This is a genomic window from Curtobacterium sp. WHRI 8282, assembly GCF_040223925.2.
GTDB classification, from domain to species: domain Bacteria; phylum Actinomycetota; class Actinomycetes; order Actinomycetales; family Microbacteriaceae; genus Curtobacterium; species Curtobacterium flaccumfaciens.
On record NZ_JBEHCD020000001.1, the window covers coordinates 894,660 to 913,595 of the forward strand.

Below are 18,936 nucleotides of genomic sequence, written 5' to 3' on the forward strand. Positions count from 1 at the left end.
TCGTCGAGGCTAGGCCGTACGGCCGACATCACCGGCGCGATCGTCCGGCTCGTCCGACTGGTCTCGTTCGTCGGGCACCGCGATCGACCCGGTCATCCGGTGGCGCAGGCGCTCGACCGGCCCCGGAACCTGGCGCGAGGCGTGGTCGAGTGCCTCGGCACCGTCGGTGTCCTGCTCGGCGCGGGCGTTCGCCACCGCCCCGGCTTCGCGACCGAGGTTCTCGGCCTCACGCACGGACAGGTAGTGCCGGATCGCCGCCACCGTGTCGACCCGGGCGTCGACCGCGGGTTCGAACGCGCTCGCCCAGACCTCGTAGCCGCGGTCGTTCGGGTGGAACAGGTCGCCGTAGCTGTTGAAGAAGGTGCGGCGGACCCCGACGCGCTTCGTGATGGTGTGCAGCGGCGCCACCGTCAGCCCGAACTCGCCGGCCACCCGGTGCACGATCTCGTTCGCCACCGCCACCTTGCGCTCCCGGTCCGGCACGAACATGCACGGCAGTTCGGCCACCACGGCGTGCGACGGCACCGCGCCGTAGATCGCCCGGATGTTCCGCTCGAACTTGTCCGGGTCGAAGTCGGCGATGTCGTTCGCCCCGATCGACACCGTGCAGACGTCGGGCGCGTAGTGCCGGAGCTTCGGCAGCTGATCACGCTTCGCGCCCCACGTGGTCGAACCGGAGACGCTGAGGTTCACCACCCGCACCGACATGTGGGAACGGTGCCGGATGCGCCGTGCGAGCAGCCCCACGTAGCCACGCCCGGGTGCGGTCGCACCGACGCCCTGCGCTGCCGAGTCACCGATCGCGACGTAGAGCAGCTGCCCCTCGTGCTGCTGTCGTTCGCGCCACCAGTCGGCGTGGATCGGGAGCATGTCGACGACCCTCTGCGCCGCTGCCCGTTGGCCCTTCACGCCGGCGCGGGCACCGACGGCTGCGGCACCGACGACGCCGAGGCTGCCGACGACGGAGGTGAGGAGTGCGATGAGCGTGCGGGATCTCATGCCGTGGACGGTACGCCCGCCGGTCTTGCCGGAGACGAGGAGGACCTGTGGGTGTGGGGAGAGCCCTGCAGGTGACCGCCTGTGGAGGGGGAGCCGACCCGGGGTGTCATCACGGGCCTCCCGGATCGTGTAAACTCTTTCCCGGTACCGTGTCCGAGCGGCCGAAGGATCATGTCTCGAAAACATGTGTGGGGGCAACTCCACCGTGGGTTCAAATCCCACCGGTACCGCCACAGGGCGATTCACGGAACTCGGTGAAGAGATTCACGGAACTCGTGAAGCCCGGCGAAGGCCCTCAGGGATGCCCTGGGGGCCTTCGCCACGTTTCGGGCCACTGCCTGCATCTAACTGATGCGGCGGTCGTTGCTGTCCAGCTGCCATCCCCTAAAGCCGCGCCTCGCCCCGGAGCGGCTAGCCGGGTAAGCCGAGTCGGCGCGTGCTCCTATCGGCGCGACGAGCTGCAGGCGACCATCACCGCTCGGAGCGAGGCGCTCATAGCCCGCTCGGGCACGGTGCGGCCCGCTGCGTGGAGCTTCCGGCCGGAGTCCGAGTACCTGGCATCGATTGCGACCTTCCGGCCAGCGGGAGACGCACAGACTCGGATGGGCCGGCCAGCCCCCTCACCGAGGAAGCAAGCGAGGTGGCCGTCCTCCGTCTGAACCCGGCGCCACTCCCGCGCCCCAAAATTCCGGTACGCAATAGCGGAGTCGAACTCTGCTGCTGAGGCGAATCGCTCCGCCGGGTCGACTGCTTGAAGCTCGCCGAGTGAATTGGATGGGTCACCAGGGCGACGTCGAGGGTGGTGAGGGAGGAACCGGTAGGTAGCTCCTTGCGCACTAGAAGGTGGCCTCAGAGTGCTCCGATGTCATTCACCAGATGAACGTCCGGCACATTAGGACGGGCACATGGTGCGAAGCGCACACCGTCGCGAGGAATGGCCCATGATGATGCTGTGACCGACCCCGACCCCGACCCGCTGGCGGAGGCTGCCGACCTTCTCGATTGGACACCTGACGTGCTCCCCACAGCGGCGCTCCACGAAGCCGACTTCGAAGCCTTCACCGAGCGGCTGCTCGTCGCGCATCGCCACGCATTCCCCACCGTTTCCCGGCGGATCGCCAGGATCACCCTCTGGGGTCGACGCGGCGACCCGCAGCACGGCATCGACCTCGCTGGAGCGTGGGACACCGGCACCGAAGTCGCGTTTCAATGCAAACGCTGGGGCCGGCTCCTTCCCGGGGATATCGACAGCATCGTGACCGCAGCAACGTACCCCGCGGACGAGTACGTCCTGGTCTACTCAGGTGTCGCGTCAGCACCAACGCGTGAAGCGGTTCGGGAGCACCCGGGATGGGACCTCTGGGACGCGAAAGATCTCCGCCAACTCCTCAACGATCTGCCGCTACACCAGCGCCGAGAAGTACTCGACAATACGTGGTCGCCGGAGATCCGTCGAAGGATACTGCGCGACCTACCAACCGATGCGTTCATCAGCACGAAAGCTGTGCGAAAAAGCCGATCCCGAGAGGGGCAGCTCCTCAACGACAACGGTGCCTACATCGGCGTGAAGTCGCAGCGGAAGCAGATCCTTCGGATGCTGCAGAACGGCACCGACGGACCACCCGCCATCATCGTCCACGGCCCCGGCGGCACCGGCAAGACCCGCCTTATCGAAGAGGCAGCAGAGACGTTCGAAGAGCGGCGACCCGATGTGCCGGTGGTGTGGCTTGGTGCCGGTGTCGCCCTCGATCGTGTTGCGCTCGATGAGCTTCCCCTTCTGCCATCGGTCATCGTCGTTGACGACGCTCACCTGCGCACCGCCGCTCTAACGCTGCTCTTGCAACACGTCGTCGCAAATCCCGGTACGCGCCTCCTCTTGGGTTCGCGAGACCCTGCAGTTGAAGAATTGCGCCGCCAACTTGTCACCGTGGGCATTGCGGCACATCGAACGGGGACGGTACGCACAGACCGGTGGAGTATCAACGCTGCCCGGAGACTTGTCGCGAGCCTCGCCACCGGACTGTCGCTGCAGTACCAGTTCACGGAGCAGCTCGCGCAACTCGCAGCTGACACGCCTGCAGTGGCTGTCATTGCGATTGGCTTGGTGCGCGAAGGAGTCCTGACCGACAGTCTGCAGCTCAACGACGATCTGCGCACCGAGATCCTCAAGCGGTTCGGGATCGAAACACTCGACGATGTTCCCGGCGCACCTGGCCAAGCCGCGCCGACGCTATATGCGATCATCGCTGCGCTTGGGTCGATGAACTTCGACGATGCAGCCACGACTCGTCAGCTGCGAGCCATGACGGGTTGGAGCGTCCGGGAATGCTTGATCGTTCGCGCTGCGCTGGACGAACGCGGTCTGACAGCAGGAGAACCCACCGTCCGAGTTGTCACGGAACTGCTCGCTGACCAGATCCTTGAACGCGAAGCAATTATTGCCCGCCAGGACACCGGCTTCGTCCGGGACCTGTGGACCAACTTTGCGAACACCCACTTTGGCGCGCTCCTGGCGAACCTTGGCTCGCTGGACCGTCGGCTGCAAATCCACGGCAATCCGGGCGTCATCGACGACTTGTGGAGCGATGTGCTCGGTCGGGTACAGAAGATGGACCATGCCGACTTGTTGGGTATCCTCGTCGATGGCGCGCAGCTCGCCGTTACGCAGCCAACGCAGTTCATCGACGTACTCGACGTCGTGCTCGCCCGACTTGATGTTATCGACGACTCCGATCTGAGGGCCAGGCCACGGCTCTGGTTCGGGCGAGAGGGCGTGGAATACCGCCTCTCCTCCCTGTACGCAGACGTCGGCGTGCACGCACCGGATCTCATCCCACGCGTCCTGGAAGCGCTCCGCCAGCTGGGGCGCCGCGACGTCCGGAAAGAGAATCCGACCCCTGGCCACCCGCTCCGGCTCATCCGTGAACGTTTCGCTGACTACTCAGCGCTACCCAGCGCGGACGCTCCGAAGCACCTCATCGATGCCGTAGAACGCTGGATCAGTGAAGAGCCTTCACCGGTCCTGCTGCTTGTGCCGTTGATGGCGAAGAACACCACTCGTCGGACGATGACCGACCATCGGACGCTGACTTTCGAACCGGTGATCGTGTCACCGGGCCGGACGGCATCGATCCGAGCCCGGATCCGGGCGCTCCTCGAGTCGAACCTTCAATTGGCGGGGGACAGCGTCGAGCTGCTCAAGCACGCACTTCAGCCTCCCCAGCCAGGCTTCGGCGCCGTTGCGACGACCGAGAACGTCCTCCATTGGGAGGCGGAGGACCTCAAGACCTTGACATCGCTCCGGTTCTTCGCAGAGCGTGCCGACACTGCAGCGGTGCGCCGTTCGGTTCGAAACGCCACCGACTGGTCGGCGACTCACGCACTTTCGCAATCAGTGCGGGCGACGGCGCTGAACCTCATCCGCGAGCTTGACGCGCGGCCCGAAGATGACCTTGCTGACTTCCTCATCGGGGGCACCACGATCACATCCCACCTGCGGTTGGAAAGCGGCACAACAGGTAGTCGGCTGGAGCGCTTGGATGCTCTGGCTGCGGATGCGATCCGCTCGATCTGGCCCGACGGCTACACCGCGGCCGGCTTCCACTTCCTCGACACGCAAGCGCGAGAGGTGGCCGCGGTCAGTAAGCAGCAGATCTGGAAGCTGAACGCCATTGCCATCACGCTCCGCCGCACCGCACCGGAACTCGTTCCCGCGGTCACATCAGCGATTGTCGGTCAGGAGCCTGGCCCGCTCGATGACCTCCTCCCATCGTTGCTCGCCGACGTGACCGATGAGGCTATCATCACTGCCACCGAGAGCTTCGCGTCCCTAAGGCCAGAAGTGCGCCGCGCATTCGGCATCGCCGCCAGCCACGAGGGATGGCGAAACGATCGACCCGCTTCGGCCACGCTGCTCCGGCTCGGCCGTGGTGACGCGGTTAACAGAGTCCGGGAGTCATTCCTGGTCGCGTACGACCGCACCGCGACATGGTCGCAGGTTCGTGACGAGCTCGTCGCTGGTGACGCATCAGCGTGGACTATCGACGTCGTCTTGGACCGTTCCGGGTTCGGCTACAGCGACGACGACACGGCTCCTCCTGTGGCAAGCGATGATGTGCCAGCACTTTTTGACCTGGCAGACCGGATGACTGCGTCTGCGGCAGCTCTCCCACGCGTGCTGAAAGCGGCCGCCTCGGCTGATCCGAACGCGGTACTCACTTTTTTGAACCGTCCCCGCGACGAGTTCTACTCGCCGGACATCACGGCGTTGTTCGCCGCCCGCGCAGACAGCGTCGCCGCATGGCTCCTCAACGAGGCATCCACCCAGCCCAATCCGCGGTTAGACGTTGCGACCGTCGCAGCCATCGGCGAACCGATGCCGCGAGCGGTCGCGGACGCGCTCGAGCATGTCGCCGCTGCCGCGGACAGTTCCATCATCGACAGGCTGGCGGAGATGTTGACGGCGGTGAGCGCATGGTCGTCGTACCAGCCAGACCTTGCACGGTTCATCCTTGAACACGGCGGCCGTGTCTCAGGCGATGACCACCGCCGCGCACTTGTCTCCCAGGGCTCTACACCGACGCATTGGTCATGGGGTTCAGGAGGGTCCCCGGAGCTGAACCGTGCACTGCACGCAGCCGTTGCGGGCGCCGCCGACGAACCGAACCAAGAACTTCGTGAATTGCTCGAGACGGCAGTCCGAATCATGCAGGCACGCATCGACGACATAAACAACGAAGACGACGGCGAGTTCGACGACGACGGTGGCGCTGGGTGAGACGGTCCGACCGGTGCGATTCAACCGTCGGACGTGGGTCGCTAGACGCGCGGGACTGCTGCAGGTTCGGTGGACTCCAGGTAAGTAGGGGTATCGGCTCCTGCTGGAAGGATGTGCGCCATGGGCAATGCGTATCCGGAAGATCTCCGCCGTGCGCGCATCTTGCCCGCTGCTGGTTCGGGAAATCGGCTCCCCGGCTGCGCTCAGTCAAAACGCCGGGTTCCGGGGGCGAGTGAGGACGCCCGGGCGGCTGTCCCGGCGACATCCACCGCACGGCCACGCTTCGATGCCCGAATTCTGAAACTCGCACTCCGGACAGCACCAGTAAGTCGCGCTCTCCGCCTGCACCTGCGTTGCGCCGGCAGCGACGCGGACACTCCAGTCTTCGTCGTCGCAGCACTTCTGAACGAGTTCCGCGACGCCGTCCACGGACCGCATCTGCCGTGCTACAAGGGCGGCCCCACGTCGAACCGCGGGCCTGTTGTTCGCGAGATGTTCCGCGATGGCAGCCGGCAGGTCTCGTGCTGCGTTCAGGGCGCCGACTGTGAAGTTCAATGCAGCAGCGGGGGAGAGCGAAGCCACCGCATCCGAGTCGGAGGGGAAGCGCACGGCACGACCCCCGCGGAGGACCAGGTCGAGCGCGCTATCGCCGATCCACTCGACCTGAGAGCACAGCAGCGCCTCAACACGTTCCCACTGTTCCTCCGAAAGCTTCGTCGGGTCCGCACTCGGCGCATTGACGCGCGGGCAGAGCAGGAACGCGAGCCCCACCTCCGTTCCGAAGGCGGCACTGCGTGCGTACATCGCTTCGCGGACGACTTCGACCGGATCAAGACCTGTTGCTGCCATCATCAAGTCGAACCAGTCGCGCCGCTCGGCATCGGACGCGACGACGACAAGGGCGCTATCGGTTGCAGCCACCTCCGTGTCGAACAGTGCATGCGTGAGGTCGGCGAGATTTTGCATCCGCCACGGTGGGAGCGGCGATGAGACACTCCCCTCCGACGTCAGGGGGACCAGAAGCCAGTCGAGCGCAACCAGCGGCGCGACGGCGTTGGCCAGCGCCCGGAAGATATCAGTCGTCATCAGCGGCCGCGGGTTGCGGAAGCCGCGGCTTTCTAGCGCGCCGACGATGGAGAAATACGTGTTCGCCGGACCCCGTCCCGCGGCGAGGAACAGCCATGTCGCCTGCTCCTCGGTGAGGTCGACGGGCAGCCGCGCGACCATGTGCGCGAACATGCCGAGACCTGCCGGTACGGGCTCGGTGGTGGACGAACCTATCTCCAGAACACCGGTGCGACGGTTGCGCGTCGACGTGGTCGGCTTGGAGGTCGGCAGCTCCAATGTGGCCATCAGGTCCCGCGCCGGCTGCGGTAGGAGCGCGATGCCGTCGGCCTGCGCGTCGGCCACCGCAGTGATTCCAGCGACCACTCTTCGGCTGTCGTCATCCCACCCGATACCGCTCAGGCTCACCTCTCGTGCGGCGCGCGCTTCAGGCGAGACTGGCAGCGCGGCCGCAGCGAGGGCGATACCGTCCGCCCGGAGGGTGTTCGGCGCCTTCCACCGACGTCCGGACGGGCCGGGCTGGGCGTGCGCCATCGCGTGGAAAAGCGCCTGCTGTAGCCGTGCACCGAGGTCAATGTCGATGTCGACCATCTGCTCATCCGACCATGCGATGAGCGCTTGCGCGGCGAGGACACTGTCGACGTCGCCGGACGCGCGGACGAGGAGCGCGTCAACTACGGCGGGAACGCTGTGTGCTGCGAAAACAAGTGCTTCGCGGCTGCCCTCCACTGCGAGGAGTGCGCCGACCCAGTCGCGGACGGTGTCGCCGTCGTCTGCGTGCTCTGCGAGCCACATCGCGTCCGCCACGTCGATCCAACGGCGGGAGCGTGCTCGGATGCTCTCGCCGTCGGTGTGCAGCACCGCTGCTCGCTCGTCCCAGAACCACAGCAGCTGCTTCGCGACATTCCGGGTCACCGGCGAGGAGAACCCCCATGTCTGCAGCGATTCAGCTGCGATGTTGGTGAGGTGTTCCCGGCTGTCGGTGTCCCGTCCGGCAAGGTGATGGCCGACCGCGATGATGACCTGCAACGCCATGCCGGGCCGGTAGTCGTGGTCCCAACCGCCGGGAGGGGCGCCGGCGGTCGAAGACGGGTCGGGTTCGGCGGCGCGCTCCTCGAGAGCCAGAGGCAGAAGCTTCAACGGCGACGTCGGTACCGAGTCGTGCAGGGCGACATGCAGCGTCAGCAGGGCGACGTGCATTGGCGTGGCCAGCAGCGAATCGCGTCGCCGACCGAACGGCTGCTCCTCGTGCCAATGCGACCGTTCCCGGATCCATCGGTTTCGCTGCTCGTCGGGGATCTTCTGCACACCGGCTTGGTGTTCAAGGATCGCCCGTACTGCCGAACCGGAGTCGCGGTCGTGGCGGAGCTCGGTGCGTTCAAAGCGGAGAGCGTCTCCGACGTTTCGAGCTGCGGCGGGTCGGGAAGTGATCACCCAGCCGGTCGCGTCCGGCAGCGTCACCATCAGGCGGGACAGGCCGCTGAGCACGGCGCCGAGCTTGCCGTACGTCTCGTCGAGCCCGTCGATAAGGAATGCCACTCGGCCTGCGAGCGCGGCCGCAGTGATCGCTTCGATGACATCGGCGTGCTGAGCTGAGCTGACCTGGTCGGCGGCGAGCCGACTGAGGAGAGCCAGGGAAACATCTCCGGCGACCGTGATCGCCTGCGCGATGGAGCCGAAACGAACCGGCACCGGCAGCGGCGCGTCGGCGTCCGCGGCCCAGTAGGCGGCGAGCTGCGACATCATCGTCGTTTTCCCCATCCCGGGCAGCCCCTCAATGAGCAGCCGCGTCTGTCGGCGGGCAACGATCGCGACATCCTCACTGGACACCTGCTGTTCGGTCGGGAACTGCGGTCGATTCAGCTTCCACGACATCAGAAGGTCCGTCACGGTGATGTCGCCCACCCCCGGCACGAGTGAGGACAGATCCAGACGGTCCGTTCGGGCTGTGAGCTCGGAGCGGTATGCGTTCACGGTCTGCTGACGCAGCGCTTGTCGTTGTGCGGAGGTTCCGTCGCGGCTGCCGGTGACCGGATGGCCGGCGGCCTCGAGCGCGGCGACCCAGTCAGTGACGTCGGTGCGCTCCTGCCGACGGCCGGCTTGCTGGAACCGGCGGACGAGCGCGTCGAACGCCGCGGTCCCGTGCCCAGCGCCGGTGACGGCTTCAAGCCACGCCGACGCGATGCTGCGTCCCGTGCCGCCATCGCCGGTGTCGCAGCGGAAGAATCGGCCGTGCGCGAGGATCTTCTTCGGCAGCGCCGCGTCGACGCTGCCGGCGACGTCCATGACGGTTTTGAGCTGTTGACGCGCGTGGGTGTTCGGGTTGACGCCGCGGGAGGTGCGGTCGTACTCCAGGACGGCTTGCGCCGCCTCGAGTGTTTTCGAGAGGACGGCGACACCCATGACGAGTTCGTCGCCGTCAGCGAGGCGCTGCTGCGCCCACTGGCGCATCGTGTCGTCGAACGGCTTGCCGAGCTTGCCGGTGAGTTTCGCTTGGATGTACCAGCGGGACCTGTCCTCCATCGTGCACCGCAGATCGTCGACCGGGTCGTTGGTTTCGAAGTCGAGGGCGGTCGGAACCTTCCCGGAGTCCGCCTCGGTCATGCTCCGGCCCGTCAGGCCCATCGCCGCCAGGTATGCGGCAAGACCAGCGCGATGCTCACCGCCGGCTTCGTTGGACGCGCCACCGTTCATGCCCGCTCGTCGCGCGTCGTCCGCCGCGCCGCCTGGTGCCCCATGTCTTCCCGCCACGGTCCGACTTTAAGCGGCGCGCCGTCGTGGCGACACGTTGTGCGTCACAGCCACTACGGGTTGAGAAGGCTCCGTGGCCGGTCACCGCGCGGCGAACGTCCGTCGCTTGCGATCACTGGAGTGCCATGGCGCAAGGCGTCAGGTGAATCGGCGATCGGCGCGCAGGGGGCGGAGGAACTCCTGCAACCGTCGAGTTGCTCGTGCGAAAGCATCCGAGGGATCGACCAGGTGCATAGCCGGTCCTAGTTCAGCTACCGGATGTGCCGCGTCTTCCGCGAGGTGGTCTCGTCATGCTCTCCGAGGAGGGGCGTGCCTGAACGGGTTGGTGCGAACGATGCGTGCGGCGCGGTTGAGGACATCTTGGTCGGAAGTGTCGTAGAAGAGTCGGAGCGCGAGCTCGATGAATTCGGCTGCGTCGAGTGCGTCTTTCACGGTGACGTTCTGACCATGCGAGCCAGCGTTGCCGATGACTTTCGTTGCTTGCAGTACTGACGCCTCGCGTGGAGAGGTCTGCTCGAGCAGGCGGATGCGGTCATGCAAGTTGGTGAGTTGCTTGACCCCTCGGCTGGTGAGGAGCGCCTCGACTGCGCGCCGCATATGGTTCGCGGCGCCGTTCGGGCTCATCCAGATGATGGCGGCCGCTTCGCGGAGTGCGTCTTCGACTTCAATTGGGGTGTCACTTGGGGGTTTGAATAGTGGGATTGTGGGATGGATGAACTGCATCCGGTACTTGTTCACGAAGTGCGGACCGTGATCTGGGTCGATGTCGTCGATGCTGAGTTCCCAATTCCCGCCGACAACGTACTGCTGTCTGCAGTTGTCCCACTCGCAGACGAACTTCTTCGAGAATGCACCGGAGAGATGGTGCACGCTGTCGAGTCCCGCTTCGTACAGCCGGAGGGTCTGCGCGGACTGAGCGTCGTGTAGTTCGTCAATGTTATCCGAGGTCGGGGTGAGAAAGCCTTTCTCGCAGGCTGGGCATTGCACCCGCGGCCAGTGGCCGTTAGTGATCGGCCCTAGCCAGTCCGCAGCCCATGTCCCCATGCTGTGACAGTAGCGGCATCCTCCGCCGGTGGTGTGTCGCGTCACCGCACTGCTGGGTCGAGAGCGCATTGTCGGGGGGCTGTGACTGCTGCCGCCCGCCTTCTTCCTCCATCCCGGGCAACTGGTCCTCGCCGCGACGTTAGAGTGTCTGCTACTCACGGACGACCTCGTCGGGCACGTCATCACAGGCTCCGCGTTCGGACGGCTGCGTTCCTGTCAGCGACAGCCGTGGCGGAAGACGAGGCGGACGGAAGACCGGTCTGGGGCGGCACGGCGGACCCGGCAGTCGGGCAACGCATCAAGGCTTCGCGATCACTCGGCCATAGGTACCCAAGCGGTCCGCCGCGTATCTCTGGTTTGGTGGCATCGCGCCCGTCAACATCGGCTCCAACCCGCGGTTGCGCTCGATAGTCAGGCGGCAACTGCGGAGGCGCACGAAACCGCCTCTAACCAGCCAGTTTGCTCACACCCGGAGGAAATTCTGCGGGTCGCCGGAGGAAAGCGGCACAGTATAGGTAGCGGGAAACCCGCGCCAGCAAGCGGATGCCGGGAGATGTGTGAATCGCCTGCCACAGGAAACCCCCGTTCACGCGGGGGTTTCCTTGTTTCTGGGAGTGCCCGTGGTGCGTCTTTGGTGCAGATCTCGCTCAGGACGTCCCGTGCTGCGGTGCCGCTTGCTAGGGCGCATGCACAGACGAGGTTTGTCCGACCCATGTCGGAGTCAGATCCGTGCGCTGATCAAGCGGGCAGCCCGGTCAAGGTTTCGCACCTAGAAGCCCGTGGTGGGCCAAATCGAGCTGACCACTGCTTCGCGCTGCGCAAGATCTAAATCAGCGTGCAGATGTGTGGCGACGGCTCGGGGAGGGGGGCAGAACCACAGGTTCGCAGCCATCGGCGCCCGTGGCGCTGGGGTGTACCCCAACGCAACTTCGACGTCTCATGCCGCATGTGCCCCACACGGGTGTCAATGCGCATGCCGCAGCTGACATATGCTCATCCTCAACCAAAGGGGAGCAAGTGATTTTAGATGTTGTAGCGATCAAGAACTTTCGAGGCTATACGAATGAGCAAGAGGTAGCTATTTCTAACCTCACCGCCATTGTGGGGCGGAACGATGTAGGTAAATCGACCGTGTTGGAAGCTCTCGCCATTTTTTTTGGCAGCGATCTTATCAAGCCCGAGGTTGGAGACCTCAACGTGTCGACGGACTCCGATGCATTTGAAGTGACCTGTACGTTTAGTGACCTGCCCGAAACTCTTGTCCTGGATGCTCAGGCGGAGACTTCCCTCACAGAAGAGCACCTATTGACGGGGGATGGGCGGCTGAAAATCAAAAAGCGGTGGACCTGTTCGGGCGGAAAGCCTAAGGAGGAGGTGTTCGTAATCTGTGACCACCCTTCTGTCGAAGGGTTATCAGATTTACTTCTCTTAACAAATTCCGCGCTGAAAAGCCGCTTGTCGAAGTTTCTAACCGCTGAGCAGCTGGCGGCTGTGAATAAGTCGAATAATCCTGCTATGCGTCAGGCGCTCTGGGGGTCGAGATCGTCACTCGCGCCGATCGAGCAGGAGGTGCCGGTCTCGAAGGAGGACTCCAAGCGTATCTGGGAGCGGCTGGCGCCGATGCTGCCGCACTTTGCCTTGTTCCAATCAGATAGGGCCAGTCGGGATTCCGATAACGAAGTGCAAGACCCGATGAAACTCGCCATCGCTTCAGCGCTTGCGGAAACCGACGTGCAGGATGCGCTGGCGCAAGTCGTTGGTACGATCCGTCAGCGGGCCATTGAGCTAGCAGCGCGGACTCATGCTGCACTTGGAGAGCTGGACCCGAATCTTGCCGACGGGCTCGTGCCCGACTTCAAGAGTGATCCCCGTTGGGCGAGCCTCTTCAGTATCACCCTTGAAGGTGCTGACGGAATCCCCATCAACAAACGTGGCAGCGGAGTTAGGCGGCTTATCCTGGTCAGCTTCTTCCGAGCAGAAGCTCAGCGTCAGATGGAGGAAGGTTCGAAGCGAAGCGTCATCTACGCGGTTGAAGAACCCGAAACTTCGCAGCATCCTAAGAATCAGAAAGTGCTGCTCGAAGCGTTCCGGGAAATGGCCCGTGCTGACGGTTGCCAAGTGTTGCTCACGACCCACAGCCCAGGCTTGGCTGGCCACCTTCCAGCGGATAGCCTTCGATTTGTCTCGAAGACACCGGGCGCGGGTCCTCGAATCGACGCTGCGGACGCAACGTCGTGGGATGCGATGGCTGAAGAGCTGGGTATTTTGCCCGATGACCGTGTTCGTGTCTTGGTCTGCGTTGAGGGGCCGCACGACGTGGCTGGCCTATGTGGCTTGAGTCGCGCGCTGCACCGTGAGGACGGTACCTTAATCGATCTGAGCGTTGATAAAAGGTTTGCTTTTGTCCCGCTGGGTGGAGGTACTCTTCAGCAGTGGGTCTCTAAGCGGTATCTGCAGGGGTTCGGGCGTCCAGAGTTCCACCTGTACGACAATGACGTGGCTAAATATCAGCAAGTTGCTGATCAGGTAAATGCTCGAAACGACGGGTCCTCCGCTCGGCTCACAGATCGGCGCGAATTAGAGAACTATCTGCATCCCGACGTCATCAAGGAGGTCCTCGGTGTCGAGGTCGCCTTTGGAGAGAGGGACGACGTACCAGCAATCATATCTAGCGCTGTTGCAGCTGATCAGACGCGCCCGCCGCTTAATTCCCGGACTGTCAAGAGTAAGCTTGCAGACCAGGCTTACTCAAAAATGACGGCGGATCGCGTCGAAGACATAGGGGCCGCTGAGGAGATTCGGTCATGGTTGCAAGAACTGTCGAATATGGCGGCCGACTGATGAAGCACACGTAGCAGGCATTGCCCACGATTGCTGACATAGGAGCGCTACATTGGCGGCTTTTCCGCTGGTCACCCGGGCCGAGCCCATGAACGTGCGCGGCGCCAAGGCGGTTGGATCGGTGCTCTGACCGCGACGCGGAGAGCCTTCGCCGGCTGTGGAAGTTTTGAAGGGCGAGGGAGGCGAGCCGGCAGCCACGGTAGGGATGGGGCTGGGCCAGTTTGAGCTCACGGGCGTCCTCCCGGACACTCCGACGCTCTTGTATCAGCCCTCCGACGAACGACGCGCGCCCCTCACGTGGAGGGGACGCGCGTCGTCGTCCGCGGCATCCGAGCGTTACGTGCTCGCCCGAGCGATGATCTTCTGTTCCTGATTTGCAGTCGGGAGCTTGGTCGCGAGCCAGCCGTCGACGAGCTGCTTTACCCACTTCGACAGGATCTCCGTGCTCAGCTTCTTCACGCAGTGCTCGTCGACGAGGTTCACGCCCGGCTCGAACGGATCGTCCGGGTCTACGGGGTGAACGGGGATGTTCGGGCACAGCCAGATTCCGGTCACCCGGAGCCCTGTGATGGTGTGCGGGCCCGCGGTTGCACTGACTAGGGCGGTCATTGCCGCGCTCGTCGCGGCGCGGAGCGCTGCGCGGATCCCAGCACGTATGGCTGGAGGGACGTCGCCCCCGAGCGCGACGATGGCAACACCGAGGACCTGGTCCGCGATCTTGTTGCCAAGCAGTTCCGTCAGTTCAGCCTTGCCGAGGTCGTGCACTTGCAGCAAGTCCGCGACGAGCGAGCAGAAAAGGTGCTCGCGAGCGAACACGGCCGACACTTCATTCTTCGCGGACTGCGTCCACTGGTTCTCGTCGTCGGGTCTGAGTGAACGGGTGTGTTCGGTGATGGACTCCACCAGCGCGTCGGTTGACGCGCCCACGATGGAACGGAGCACGTTGACCGCGGTCAGCGGGTCGTCCTCGTTCGCCCACGCGTCGATGAGTCCTTCGGTGACGCGGGCACCGATGTAGTCGCTCATCGCCACCTGCCATGCGGTCGTTTCCGCCCTGGAAGGCATGTCGGACGGTAGGCGTTCGTTGACCTTCTTTCGCGCGGCTGCGCTGACGGCCGCAGCTCGCTTGCTCCAGTCCGACGCGTCCACGTTGTAGGCATTCAGACGCGTCGAATGCGGGACGCCGTGCAGCCGCTTATCGCAGCCGCCGGCGCCGTTGGTTCCGCACTTGCAGTCCTGGACCGGAGTAAGCACCGATCGCGCGCAGGGGTCGCCGTGCGTCATGCGTAGACCCCTTCCGTGTGCCCAACCTCGGCGAACTCCCGAGGCTGCTCACCGCCTACGTCATGCGACACGAGCTGACGCATGCCAGAGTGTTCGTCGGTTTCCTCCGATGCGCCGGCTCCGCCGTCGTCGATCACGCTCTCAGCCCTGCCGGCCTTCGCTCTCGGCACTTCGCGGACGGCGATGCCGAACCGCGCACCGACTTCGTCGCGGGTGATCCCGGTGGCGAGCATCCGGGTCATCACCACGCTGGCCTTCTCCCGCGCGTCGGCAACCTGCTCGGCCGCGCGGGTCCGGATCTTCTCAATCTCCACCTCTGCCGTCGCCTCAATCGTCTCGATGGATGCCTGGGCGATGAAGAACCCCTCGCCGAGCTTGTCCAGCTCGTCCTGTCGCGCGCGGAATGCCGCCGCGCGTCCGCGCGCGAGCCGTCGCGCTTCGATCTCGGTCGCTGATTGCTTCGGTGCCATGCGGCTCCCCCTTCTTTGGTATTGGTCGGACGTGACCTAACGGTCACCGCCCAGTATCGAAGTGGCGCCGCCACTTTCGGGCGCTACTTGTCGCGCTGTCGACCCTGCAGATCGGTGACAGTCCCGTCCTCTACGTGTCCGTCCCACTCCGCGATCATGCTCACCGTCCGTCGTCCGCTTCGAGCGGCTGAACCGTCGACGCGTTCAGGACGGCTTGCCCTCGGCGGGCACCGTGGCGGTCGCAGTGGACTTCGACGCGATCCGCTCGACCTGCTCGCCAGCCTCGTACGCCGCAATTGACGCCTTCAACTTGTCCGCGTCCGCACCTTCGTACCAGGGTGCCGTGCGCATCATCGACGACGGCAGACCTGACGCTCAGAGGATGGCACGGCCAAAATGCAGCTCGGCGAGCTCCGAGGTGTCGAGGATCCGCCGTCGGTTGTTCTGCACGTTGGTCGACCGGACGCCCTTGTTTTATCGAGTACGACACCGTCTCGTGGTCGTAGTTACCGATCAGCTCCGACAGCCTCCCGCCGGCTGCAACGGCACCGACTGCGAGACGTGTAGGCACGGTGAGCATCCTACGGTGACGATTCCTCGCCACTGCGGATCGCCGCATGTCCCGCTTTCGGAGTGCTGAGCAACGGTCACTAGCTGTCACTATGGGCCCACCATGAAGAAGTTCATCGCACCTCTCGCCCTCGCTGCCGTCCTGACGCTGACCGGCTGCGGTGCCGGGCGGACCAACCCCGCCATCGACACCACCGACTCGGCTGTCGCCAAGAGCATGCCCACAGAGTCGCCAACACCGGAGGCGGTCCCGGACCTCGTCGGTAACTGGAAGCAGAACAACGCCAAAAGGTCCGATGGCTGGACGGCCGCCACGATCACAGCCAACACGATCACCGTGAATTTCGTTACCGACAATGGTGACACCACGTCCCTCTTCTGGGTCGGGACATTGACGCCGCCGAAGGACGGTAAAAGCCCCTACACGTGGACGTCGACGCGGGACAAGGCCGCGACCGACAGCGCGCTTCTGGCTTCGACGGACGACACGAAGGAGTTCGTCCTCGACGAGGGCGAGATCAGCTTCCCAGTTTCAATCAGCGGCACGACGGCGACGGTGCGGATGTCGAAGGTCTGATCTTCCGTTGGGGAACTGAGCCCAGGTCAAAGACCACGACAAGGGGTGTGGTCGGCCCTTCAGTGGGCTGCCGCGTAGGCATCGAAGACGTGCTTCGGGAGTCGACCCCGGACGCCCACTTCGAGCCCGGCCGAGACTGCCCACGCTCGGACAGCTGACGGAGACGCTGCATCCAGCGGTTCGGATGTCGAGACCGGGCTGCGCAAGGCCTTCGCGGTGGCCGTCGCCGAGCTGGACGCTGCGGGCTGGAGGTGCCGCAACAACACCTCGAACGTGTCCGGGTGCACGCGACGCGTGTCGAGTTCGGTCGCCTTGGCGAACTTCCCGCCGGAGAAGGACCCGTCCGTGACCAGCATGGCGGTCAGCCGGGACACTGCACCGACGACACGAACGCCGAGCTCCTCGGATCGCTGCTCGAGTCGCGCACGTTGCCGTTCGTCGCATCCGGTGAAGACGACCTTGTCCCCGACGCGGAGCGGTTCCCCGTGTGGCCATGGGGTCGGCAGCACGCCCAAGCCTGCGCTCAACCGGGCATGACGAGCGGCATCGGCGCGGTCGAGGACTCGCTTCACCTTCGTCTCCGCGACGCCCAGGAGCGAGGCGATGGTCCTCAGCTCACGGCGCTCGTCGTGCGACACCCGTCCGTCGTCGACCGCCCGGTGCGCCAGCGCGAGGAGGAACGCTTCGTGCGCCGCGCTGATGTCTGCTGGGGACAGCTCGTACTCGGCGCACAGCTCCTGCAGGGCCACTGACTCAGCGTCGGAGATGTCGCCGTCCTCGAGGGCGTCGAAGAGCATCTCGAGGTACGCCGTCGACCCAACGGGTGCTCCTTCCTCGAGTACTTCGAGGAGGGACATCGCGGTGAGCTGTTCGAGCAACGGGGGAGCGGTGGGACGTGGCGGGGCGGTCCGTGCAGGACGTCTGCCGACGGACGCCCCGTCGACGCGCGGCCCCTTGGTAGACGGCGAAGCAGACCGCGACGGCGACCGAGACGGACCTGACGGCCACCGCGTGCTCCTCGCGAGGTCCTGCGCCTCGATCAGCACCGGATCCGGACCACCGTTCAGCCCGACGTAGGCACCGAGCAGCCCCGCGGCGGCTCGCGCATCGCCGAGCGCAGAGTGCGCGTCGTCGAGCCGGACGCCGACCGCCCAGCAGCAATCGGCGAGTCGGCGCCGGTCCATGTCCGGCAGGTACGCGTAGCTGGCATCGAGCGTGCAGTACGCAGCGATCCACGGCACGTCCCAGCCGGCGCTCTTCAACTCGTTCCGGAGGAATGCCAGGTCGAACTTGGCGTTGTGCGCAACGACGGCGAGCCCCGAGAGACGCGCGACGACCGTACCGGCGACGTCAGCGAAACGCGGTTGACCGACGACGTCGGCCTGCCTGATGCCGTGGATGTGGGTTGCCCCGACCGGTCCTTCAGGATCGACTCGGGTCACCCATTCGTCGACGACTGCGCCTGCTGCGTCGAGCCGCACGATCGCAACCTCGAGGATGCGGTCCCGCTGCGGTGACAGCCCGGTCGTCTCGACGTCGACGACTGCGAACGCGGGCGCACCGGCGCTCACGCTCGTCTGTGCAGACGCTGGCGCTACCGGGTGCTTGGCCGGGTGCGCCCGACGTCCGAACAGCCAGTTGAACAGTCCCACCGATGCCTTCTTCCACCCCGCCGCGACGGATGCTCGCGGGGAACGGGAGCGTCGCGGTCTTCCATCTCACGCTAGAAGACAGCCGCCGGCACGGGGGACGATCGGGCGTCCCCAGAAGAGGGGCCAGTGTTCGGCCTGGCTATTCCGGAGGGATCCGAAGGTCGGTCCAGATCGTCAGAACTGCCGGTTCGCCACATCCGCCCGGTGCGACACCGCCAGTATGTCCCGCAGCCGCTCCGCGGGCAACGGTGCGCCCTGATCCGCCAGGTAGTCCGCCGCGAACCCCTCGGCACTCGCCGCGTAGATCCCGGTGTACGCCCCGGACTCCGGCTCGAAGCGCCACGAATCGGCCAGGGTCCCGGCGTCCACGGTGTCGAACCCGAGCAGCTGCACGAGCTCGGCGACCACGGCCTTGGCCGGCTCGTCGTCGCCCGCGATCGGCAGCGCAGTGCGGGGAGTGGAGTCGGCCAGGTGCGGGATGTGGTGCGCGACGATGTTGTTGAACGCCTTGACGATCCGGGTGCCGGGCAGGAGCGTCTGCTCGTACTCCGCCGTGGTCGTCGCGAGGGTGTCGAGCTGCTCGATCCGGCCGTCGCGACCGGGGTAGTAGTTGCCCGTCGACAGCACGGTCCGCCCGGCGAAGGCGTCGAGGTCGGGGGCGAGTGCCGGGTAGGCGGTGAGCGGGATCGCGAGGACGGGCACGTCGCCGAACTCGACGGCCTGTCGCACGGTGCCGGCCTGGGCGTGCGGGCCGAGCTCGGCGACGAGGTCGTGCAGCGACGCGGGGCCGCGCGAGTTCGCGATGAGGACGTCGAGGTCGGCGGCGACGGCCAGGCGTGCGATCGCGGTGCCGATGGCTCCGCTGCCGATGATGCCGATGCGGTTCATGTGGTGCCCTTTCAACAG

At 65.3% G+C, this 18,936-nt stretch carries 11 protein-coding genes and 1 tRNA gene; 4 read left to right on the forward strand and 8 right to left on the reverse strand.

Annotated features, from left to right (window positions below):
• Positions 1-9: 9 nt before the first annotated feature.
• Complete coding sequence (locus tag ABRP24_RS04430) at positions 10-999, reverse strand: SGNH/GDSL hydrolase family protein (RefSeq protein WP_349847483.1); 990 nt, start codon at positions 997-999, stop codon at positions 10-12.
• A 143-nt stretch (positions 1,000-1,142) separates the two neighbouring features.
• Between ABRP24_RS04430 and ABRP24_RS04435 the strand changes: the two genes are divergently transcribed.
• A tRNA-Ser gene (locus ABRP24_RS04435) sits at positions 1,143-1,232 on the forward strand.
• Positions 1,233-1,951: 719 nt separating this feature from the next.
• Positions 1,952-5,776 (forward strand): hypothetical protein, encoded by a 3,825-nt coding sequence (locus tag ABRP24_RS04440; protein WP_349847481.1) that lies wholly within the window; start codon positions 1,952-1,954, stop codon positions 5,774-5,776.
• A 207-nt stretch (positions 5,777-5,983) separates the two neighbouring features.
• Here the strand turns inward: ABRP24_RS04440 and ABRP24_RS04445 are convergent, their stop codons facing one another.
• Together ABRP24_RS04445 and ABRP24_RS04450 are read right to left on the reverse strand one after the other, a co-directional pair.
• The gene (locus ABRP24_RS04445; protein WP_349847479.1) at positions 5,984-9,535 is read right to left on the reverse strand and encodes an NACHT domain-containing protein; all 3,552 of its coding nucleotides are present in this window, start codon (positions 9,533-9,535) and stop codon (positions 5,984-5,986) included.
• Between the two features lie 345 nt (positions 9,536-9,880).
• Entirely contained in the window at positions 9,881-10,636 is a 756-nt protein-coding gene (locus ABRP24_RS04450) for a DUF4145 domain-containing protein (protein WP_349847478.1), read from the reverse strand.
• 939 nt (positions 10,637-11,575) lie between these two features.
• Here ABRP24_RS04450 and ABRP24_RS04455 point away from each other — a divergent pair.
• Positions 11,576-13,477, forward strand: coding sequence for an ATP-binding protein (locus tag ABRP24_RS04455; protein WP_349847476.1), 1,902 nt, complete (start codon positions 11,576-11,578; stop codon positions 13,475-13,477).
• A gap of 336 nt (positions 13,478-13,813) precedes the next feature.
• Here ABRP24_RS04455 and ABRP24_RS04460 read toward each other — a convergent pair whose 3' ends face one another.
• From ABRP24_RS04460 to ABRP24_RS04470, 3 genes are all read right to left on the reverse strand, one after another.
• Positions 13,814-14,761, reverse strand: coding sequence for a hypothetical protein (locus tag ABRP24_RS04460; protein WP_349847474.1), 948 nt, complete (start codon positions 14,759-14,761; stop codon positions 13,814-13,816).
• The gene (locus ABRP24_RS04465; RefSeq protein ID WP_349847473.1) at positions 14,758-15,231 is read right to left on the reverse strand and encodes a hypothetical protein; all 474 of its coding nucleotides are present in this window, start codon (positions 15,229-15,231) and stop codon (positions 14,758-14,760) included. The genes ABRP24_RS04460 and ABRP24_RS04465 overlap by 4 nt, the downstream gene beginning before the upstream one ends.
• A gap of 204 nt (positions 15,232-15,435) precedes the next feature.
• Positions 15,436-15,582 (reverse strand): hypothetical protein, encoded by a 147-nt coding sequence (locus ABRP24_RS04470; RefSeq protein ID WP_349847471.1) that lies wholly within the window; start codon positions 15,580-15,582, stop codon positions 15,436-15,438.
• Positions 15,583-15,904: 322 nt separating this feature from the next.
• Between ABRP24_RS04470 and ABRP24_RS04475 the strand changes: the two genes are divergently transcribed.
• Complete coding sequence (locus tag ABRP24_RS04475; protein ID WP_232748983.1) at positions 15,905-16,378, forward strand: hypothetical protein; 474 nt, start codon at positions 15,905-15,907, stop codon at positions 16,376-16,378.
• Between the two features lie 59 nt (positions 16,379-16,437).
• Here ABRP24_RS04475 and ABRP24_RS04480 read toward each other — a convergent pair whose 3' ends face one another.
• Both ABRP24_RS04480 and ABRP24_RS04485 read right to left on the reverse strand, forming a co-directional pair.
• On the reverse strand, positions 16,438-17,949 hold the full coding sequence (locus tag ABRP24_RS04480; RefSeq protein ID WP_349847469.1) for a histone-like nucleoid-structuring protein Lsr2: 1,512 nt from the start codon (positions 17,947-17,949) through the stop codon (positions 16,438-16,440).
• A gap of 255 nt (positions 17,950-18,204) precedes the next feature.
• On the reverse strand, positions 18,205-18,918 hold the full coding sequence (locus ABRP24_RS04485) for an NADPH-dependent F420 reductase (protein WP_214521739.1): 714 nt from the start codon (positions 18,916-18,918) through the stop codon (positions 18,205-18,207).
• Positions 18,919-18,936 lie beyond the last annotated feature (18 nt).

Bases quoted from the DNA above. Each gene is read 5' to 3' on its own strand.
- ABRP24_RS04460 (WP_349847474.1), bottom strand. From the start codon at position 14,761: ATGACGCACGGCGACCCCTGCGCGCGATCGGTGCTTACTCCGGTCCAG.
- ABRP24_RS04475 (WP_232748983.1), top strand. From the start codon at position 15,905: ATGAAGAAGTTCATCGCACCTCTCGCCCTCGCTGCCGTCCTGACGCTG.
- ABRP24_RS04445 (WP_349847479.1), bottom strand. From the start codon at position 9,535: ATGAACGGTGGCGCGTCCAACGAAGCCGGCGGTGAGCATCGCGCTGGT.
- ABRP24_RS04470 (WP_349847471.1), bottom strand. From the start codon at position 15,582: ATGCGCACGGCACCCTGGTACGAAGGTGCGGACGCGGACAAGTTGAAG.
- ABRP24_RS04485 (WP_214521739.1), bottom strand. From the start codon at position 18,918: ATGAACCGCATCGGCATCATCGGCAGCGGAGCCATCGGCACCGCGATC.
- ABRP24_RS04450 (WP_349847478.1), bottom strand. From the start codon at position 10,636: ATGGGGACATGGGCTGCGGACTGGCTAGGGCCGATCACTAACGGCCAC.
- ABRP24_RS04430 (WP_349847483.1), bottom strand. From the start codon at position 999: ATGAGATCCCGCACGCTCATCGCACTCCTCACCTCCGTCGTCGGCAGC.
- ABRP24_RS04455 (WP_349847476.1), top strand. From the start codon at position 11,576: ATGCCGCATGTGCCCCACACGGGTGTCAATGCGCATGCCGCAGCTGAC.
- ABRP24_RS04465 (WP_349847473.1), bottom strand. From the start codon at position 15,231: ATGGCACCGAAGCAATCAGCGACCGAGATCGAAGCGCGACGGCTCGCG.